Origin of the sequence: Shewanella sp. SP2S2-6 (assembly GCF_031931965.1) — a bacterium.
GTDB lineage: Bacteria > Pseudomonadota > Gammaproteobacteria > Enterobacterales > Shewanellaceae > Shewanella > Shewanella baltica.
The window spans coordinates 74408-81408 of the sequence record NZ_JAUOEQ010000019.1 but is presented as its reverse complement, the minus strand read 5'-3'; the positions used below and the strand labels follow the sequence as shown (position 1 = coordinate 81408).

The 7001-nt window shown below is 47.4% G+C and carries 5 protein-coding genes and 1 rRNA gene; 4 read left to right on the top strand and 2 right to left on the bottom strand.

From position 1 onward, the window contains the following. Nucleotides 1–88: 88 nt before the first annotated feature. From rrf to Q4Q57_RS13905, 4 genes are all read left to right on the top strand, one after another. Nucleotides 89–204 (top strand): 5S ribosomal RNA (gene rrf, locus Q4Q57_RS13920). A gap of 1556 nt (nt 205–1760) precedes the next feature. Beyond that, on the top strand, nt 1761–2027 hold the full coding sequence (locus Q4Q57_RS13915) for an OadG family transporter subunit (RefSeq protein WP_311891157.1): 267 nt from the start codon (nt 1761–1763) through the stop codon (nt 2025–2027). An 11-nt stretch (nt 2028–2038) separates the two neighbouring features. Beyond that, on the top strand, nt 2039–3862 hold the full coding sequence (oadA, locus tag Q4Q57_RS13910) for a sodium-extruding oxaloacetate decarboxylase subunit alpha (protein ID WP_311891156.1): 1824 nt from the start codon (nt 2039–2041) through the stop codon (nt 3860–3862). A gap of 8 nt (nt 3863–3870) precedes the next feature. Further along, a complete protein-coding gene (locus Q4Q57_RS13905; RefSeq protein ID WP_259583368.1) occupies nt 3871–5001 on the top strand; it encodes a sodium ion-translocating decarboxylase subunit beta in 1131 nt (376 codons plus the stop codon). A gap of 167 nt (nt 5002–5168) precedes the next feature. Here the strand turns inward: Q4Q57_RS13905 and Q4Q57_RS13900 are convergent, their stop codons facing one another. Together Q4Q57_RS13900 and Q4Q57_RS13895 are read right to left on the bottom strand one after the other, a co-directional pair. Next, nucleotides 5169–5336, bottom strand: a complete 168-nt coding sequence (locus Q4Q57_RS13900; RefSeq protein WP_006080601.1) for a hypothetical protein — start codon at nt 5334–5336, stop codon at nt 5169–5171. A 267-nt stretch (nt 5337–5603) separates the two neighbouring features. Beyond that, nucleotides 5604–6863: a dicarboxylate/amino acid:cation symporter gene (locus tag Q4Q57_RS13895; RefSeq protein ID WP_006084953.1), complete on the bottom strand. Its 1260-nt coding sequence runs from the start codon at nt 6861–6863 to the stop codon at nt 5604–5606. Nucleotides 6864–7001: the final 138 nt, after the last annotated feature.

The window sequence follows — 7001 nt, the reverse complement described above, 5'->3', positions numbered from 1 at the left end:
ATGAAGTGTGAACTCAAACAAAGCAAATCAGCTTTCCGAATTATTATTAACGTGAGCCAGAGATGGACACGGTAATAAACAGAATTTGCTTGGTGACAATAGCCTTGTGGAACCACCTGATCCCATCCCGAACTCAGAAGTGAAACGCAAACGCGCCGATGGTAGTGTGGGGTCTCCCCATGTGAGAGTAGGTCATCGCCAAGCATCCAAATAAACACAAAAGCCCTAGCCTAAACCGCTAGGGCTTTTGTGTTTATACGCTTCGCGAAAACTTATCTCGATGTCAACCCGCCGCTGAGCGGGATCCCCAGCTACGCAATACATTGCTCCGCGCGACACATCATCAAAATGCTGCGCATTTTAGGCAATGATGACTCGCCCCCATGTATCCCCTTCGGGGATAAAAGAAAGTAGGTCATCGCCAAGCGCCTAATTATCTCATTGAGATGTAACGAAGCCAGCAGAATAAGCTGGCTTTTTTTGCGTCTGTAATTTGCAGAAATTGATATATTTTTCTTCCAACTTGTATGTTTCCCCACTATTTTTACTCACCAGCTCACCAGCTCACCAGCTCACCAGCTCACCAGCTCACCAGCTCACCAGCTCACCAGCTCACCAGCTCACCAGCTCACCAGCTCACCAGCTCACCAGCTCACCAGCTCACCAGCTCACCAGCTCACCAGCTCACCAGCTCACCAGCTCATTTTTTAATTGCTGAGTTCCTTGTCGATCCTAGGCTTCCTTATTTCGTTCTTGTCCTATTGCTTATACCAATCACATTAAATATCGAATCAGTTCACTGCCTCACAGTCATCTCAATCCAAGGCGCATTGACGCGGAAATGGTTATTCCCTTTTAAGTCAATGCAACACGGGAGTGGGATGCCGAAGGGCGGCTAACTGTTAACGGCATGGTAACGCGCTTTATACTGCGTTTAAGGCTTTCGACAGAGCACCACTATGCCTTAAAGCCTTCGCCTTGTTTAAAGCGCGTTGAATTCCCGCTGAATGAACAGATATTAAATACGATTGGTATTAATCCTGCGAATAGCTAAGAGCCTAAGGTCTACCTCGGGTAGCACTGTGGCTTATCTTTCAAGATAGCCGCTCCACAACAAACCGTATTGAGCCTCTAGCACCGCTTTGTGTTGGTATCAAGGGGACATCTAAGTTGTCAAAATGGATGATTTAATTTGTTAGATTGACCCCATTCCTCTTCTTCAATCAATTCCTTCAGAACGGCATGCCTTTCTATATTCATTCAGAATCAAATAGCAGTGACTTGGATTGTGAGATCTGCATACTTTTTCACTTGGATTATTCCTATGTCCGTTGTCTTCAATTTAGGAATCATTTTTCAGCCTAGGACATCATTTCGTCTTAAATCCAGCATAGTGGGTATTTCATTATGGAATATTGAATTAATTGCCCGATTTATGAGGATTAATGACTGGCTGTCTTTGAATTTATTCAATATTGGTAAGACCAATTTACATCTGTATGGTGTTTTTGTTATCAATTGGTTATGTTTGTAGCGGGTTGAGTTCAAGCTGGCTTTCTTGTTGTGTGAGTAATTAGCTTTTGAATGTGATTTTTTATTTAAATATTCTTTGTGTGGTGGTCGCTATAGGTCTGTCTACGAGAGACCCATAGTTTGTAAACCGCTCAACCGATTGAATGTTGAACTTGTGATGCGATAGCGATGGTTTGGGGCAATCGTACTGTTGATAGGGATTGAGAGAGTAAGGGGTAGGGGGAGCTATGGAGGATGTAACGCAATCTTTATTGGATGCCGTTGGCATTATGTTTTTGGGGATGGGCTTAGTGTATTTATTTTTAAGTGTACTAATCCTTGGGATCCATGTGGTTGCGCGCTGGTGTGCAGTCGATGCTGCCTCTGCACGTTTTGCTAAAAATCATGCTAAAAGTCAGCAGAGGGTAGCGCAATCGGATGCTAAGCCTTTAGACCCAAATGTGGTCGCTGCGATTTCATTGGCGGTAAAGCAGTATCGTTCACAGATTAAGTAATGGGGAGCAGTATGACTTTTGTATCTAATTCTACGACGGCAGTGGCTAAGCCATTATTTTTAACTGATGTCGTTTTGCGGGATGCGCATCAATCCATTTTAGCGACGCGCTTACGCATTGATGACATGTTACCGATAGCGCCACTACTCGATAAGATCGGTTTCTGGTCACTGGAGTCTTGGGGTGGTGCAACGTTTGATGCCTGCATTCGTTATCTTGGTGAAGATCCTTGGGATCGAATTCGTGAGCTGAAAAAGGCCATGCCGAATACGCCGCAGCAAATGTTGCTGCGTGGCCAAAACCTCTTAGGTTATCGCCATTATGCCGATGATTTAGTCACGCGTTTTGTTGAGCGCGCCCATACCAATGGCGTCGATGTATTTCGTATTTTCGATGCGATGAACGATGTTCGAAACCTCGAGACTGCGGTGAAAGCAGTGCGTCAAGTTGGCGGCCATGCGCAGGGGACGATTTCGTATACCACGAGTCCAGTGCATACCATAGAGACGTGGGTTGATATGGCAAAACGTCTCGAAGATATGGGTTGTGATTCTTTGTGTATCAAAGATATGGCGGGCTTACTTAAGCCGATGGAAGCGTTTGAGCTCATTAGCCGACTCAAATCTCAGACCCAACTCGTGTTATCTATGCATTGTCATGCGACGACAGGGTTGAGTACGGCCACTTATCAGAAAGCCATTGAAGCGGGTGTCGATGTGCTCGATACGGCAATTTCGTCGATGAGTCAAACCTATGGACATACTGCAACTGAAACCGTTATCGCTATGGTGGAAGATACTGAGCGTGCAACGGGTTACGATATGGTGTTGCTTGAGGAGATTGCCGCTTATTTCCGTGAAGTGCGCAAGAAGTACGCTAAGTTTGAAGGCGCGCTGAAAGGCATCGATTCGCGGATCTTACGTGCACAAGTGCCTGGTGGCATGCTGACCAATATGGAGAGCCAACTAAAGGAACAGGGCGCGGCCGATAAGATAGACTTGGTATTGGAAGAAATTCCCCGCGTACGTGCTGACTTAGGTTTCTTGCCGTTAGTGACGCCCACATCGCAGATTGTCGGCTCGCAGGCGGTCATTAATGTGCTAATGGGTGAGCGTTACAAGTCACTGACCAAAGAGACTGAAGGCGTGCTTAAGGGCGAATATGGCGCGACGCCTGCGCCAGTAGATGCCGCATTGCAAGCCAGAGTCTTGCAAGGGGCTGAAGCTATTACATGTCGCCCTGCGGATTTATTAACGCCGGAGCTGGCTAAGTTACGGCTCGAGTTGGCAGATAAAGCGCAGGAACAAGGCATTCGCCTATCTTCAGAGCATGACGATGATGTGCTGACCTATGCACTCTTCCCACAAATAGGATTGCAGTTCTTAAAGAATCGTGACGATCCAAGCGCCTTTGAGCCTAAGCCTGAATTGACTGCGGCACTTGCTACTAATGCTGCGGATCGTGGCCCTGAAACCTACACTGTGACTGTCGAAGGGCAAGAGTACGTAGTTGAAGTCGCCACAGGCGGGGAGATCTCGAAAATCCAACCACAGGGCCAAAGTGTTCATGCTGTGCAAGCTGCTACGGCGAGCACTACGCCAACGGCGAACCATGGTGAGATCCGCCTCGAAATGAGCGCGCCGCTGTCGGGCAACATCTTCAAAGTGCATGTTTCTCAAGGCGATAGAGTGTGTGAAGGCGATGTCGTGATCATCCTTGAGGCGATGAAGATGGAAACTGAAATTCGTGCTCAGGGCGATGGCATTATCGCTAAGCTCTGGGTGAAAGAAGGCGACTCAGTGTCTGTGGGTTCTCAATTACTGGCCTTGGCGTAGGAGTCATTATGGAAGGTTTAATGGCTTTTTGGGCCGAGACTGGTATTGCCCATTTTACTGGCGGGCAAGTGTTGATGATGGCAGTGGGCGCTTTGCTCTTGTATCTCGCCATCGTGCGTGGATTTGAGCCTTTGCTATTGTTGCCCATTGGTTTTGGCGCAGTGCTGGCGAACATTCCCCATGCGGGATTTACCGAAGAAGGCGGCATGCTGTATTACGCCTATCATGTAGGGATTGAGACTGGGGTGTTCCCACTGTTGATCTTTATGGGCGTCGGCGCGCTGACCGACTTTAGTGCCTTGATTGCCAATCCTAAAACCCTGTTGTTAGGGGCGGCTGCGCAGTTTGGGATTTTCGCGACACTGATTGGGGCGATAGCGCTGAACTTAGTGCCGGGCTTTGAATTCACCATGAAGGATGCGGCGGCCATTGCGATTATAGGTGGTGCCGATGGACCGACGGCGATTTTCTTAGCCTCCAAACTGGCGCCTGAGTTATTGGGTGCGATTGCGGTCGCGGCTTATTCCTACATGGCGTTAGTCCCGATTATTCAACCGCCGATCATGCGCTTACTGACAACCCAAGCTGAGCGCGAAATTAAAATGGAGCAGCTGCGCGACGTCAGTAAAAAGGAAAAGATCATTTTCCCTTTGATGGTGCTGGGATTAACGATTCTCTTCTTACCTCCGGCCACGCCGTTAGTGGGCATGTTTTGCCTTGGTAACTTGATGCGCGAATCGGGCGTAGTGGATAGATTATCGAAAACGGCGCAGAACGAGCTTATTAATATCGTTACGATTTTCTTAGGGTTAGCTGTGGGTTCTAAGTTATCGGCCGATCAATTCCTGCGGCTGGAAACCTTAGGGATTCTGGTATTGGGTGCCTTGGCTTTCGGCGTTGGAACTGCCGCGGGCGTGTTGATGGCAAAGCTGATGTGTAAGCTGTCGGGCGGTAAAGTGAATCCGCTGATTGGCGCGGCAGGGGTGTCGGCTGTGCCTATGGCGGCGCGAGTCGTCAACAAAGTAGGGTTGGAAGCGAATCAACATAACTTCCTGCTGATGCATGCAATGGGGCCCAACGTGGCGGGAGTGTTAGGTTCGGCAGTCGCTGCGGGGATTTTACTTGCTGTTCTTGGTTAACTGATGGAGTTAATCACTGAGTGAGTTAACCGATTTGGGTTAACTGAATCGGGTTAACTAATCGGTAAGTGAGCGGGTTTAGCTTCACACTTATTCCAATCGCTATTATTCCAATCGTTAGCTCAGTTTTATCACTAAGGCCAACTCAGTATTGAGTTGGCCTTTTTCTAAGCCGTTAACCACATTAACGTGATGAGGATTAAAATCATCCCTTCACCTATGCCGATAATGTAGATAAAACCTCGTCTGCCTTGTTTTAGCGTGAGTTTGTTGGCTTTTAAAAATAACGCCCAAAACAAACATAGGATCAGCGGGATAAGGAAGAGTCTCGTCATTGTCTGTTCTGCTAAAATGTGAGTTAGAGTTATTTTAGAGTCTAACAGCTTGATCTTATTTGAGTAACCTATTTTGCAGTTGATGAGGATCGTTGGAGTTGATTGGGGCTTTAAAGCCGACGGATTAAAGGCTGTTTGCTGAATAATAAAAAAGACCGCCGAAGCGGTCTCTTGATTTACATCATCTGCGTAATTTACGCGATTTACGCAATTTACGCAATTTACGCAATGTTACTGATGGCTTAGCGCAGTGGCTTCGACCCAGTATTATTGCTGTGAACTCACAGGTGTAACGTCTTGGGTATCGTTCGAATAGAACTGCGCTTCATCGAGTTCATTTTCTGATTTACCTATTACGACTGCTGTCATCATATCGCCCGTCACGTTCGTTGCCGTGCGGATCATATCGATAATACGGTCAATCGCGGCGATAAAGGCAATGCCTTCAAGTGGCAGACCAATCACACCTAAGGTCACAGTTAACATCACCATTGCACTTCCTGGCACGCCAGCGGTTCCAACAGAAGCCACGGTTGCAGTCACGGCAATCATTACATAGTCCAGTGTATCGAGCGGAATATTGTAAATCTGCGCGATGAAGATAGCGGCAATCGCAGGGTAAATACCTCCACAGCCGTCCATGTTCATGGTCGCACCTAATGGCATAACAAAGGCGCTATAACGCTTTGATACGCCCATGGTTTCGACTGCACGTGTACTCGCAGGTAAAGTACCGAAACTTGAAGAAGTACTAAAGGCGACTAACTGCGCTGGCATAGCTTTGCGGAAAAATTGCAGTGGGCTTAAACCACCGACAAATTTCACTAAGCCACCGTAAACAAAGATGATGTGGATAAAGGCGGCAATATAGATAGCCCCGATAAACTTACCTAACGGCAGTAGAGTCGATAAACCGTATTCACCGACAACCCAAGCCATTAAACCAAACACGCCGATAGGAGTGAGTTTTAAGACCATGCGAGTCAGTTGGAACATGACTTCTGCGCCCGCTTCTATGGTGCGTTTTAGCGGCTCAGCCTTCTCGCCAACTTTGTTGATAGCGATACCCACTAACGCGGCAAACACGATAATTTGCAGTACCTTGCCTTCAGCCAGTGAGGCGAAAGGATTGACTGGTATCATGTCGAGCAACACTTGTGCAAAACCGGGAATATTACGCTCGCGCACTTCCGTTGCCGTGAGCTGCATAGTGCCGCCCATGTCGATCATTGAACCTACGGCTAAGCCAATCAGCGAGGCAATCGTGCCTGTCAGCATGAACATGCCTAAGGTTTTAAGGCTCAAGCGTTTCAGGCTAGTTTGCGAGCCTAGCGACGTGATACTGACGACAATGGCACAAAATACCAAAGGCGCGACCAACATCTTAATGGCGCCAATGAACAGATCTCCGAGTGGTTTTAGCACTGTAGCGCTTTCACCTAAAATAACGCCAACGAGCGCACCTAAGATAAAGCCTGCTAAGACTTTTTGCCAAAACGGAATGCGGCTAATGGTTTGAAGGATCATGCATATTCCAGAAAAATAAATTAAGAGTGAGCCAATAGACCTGCGATGATAGGATTCGTATTCAACGAGTTGAGCGTGATCTTAACGCGCTCTCAGTCATGCGCATGGTCATTGATTGCCATAATTAAACCATTGTAT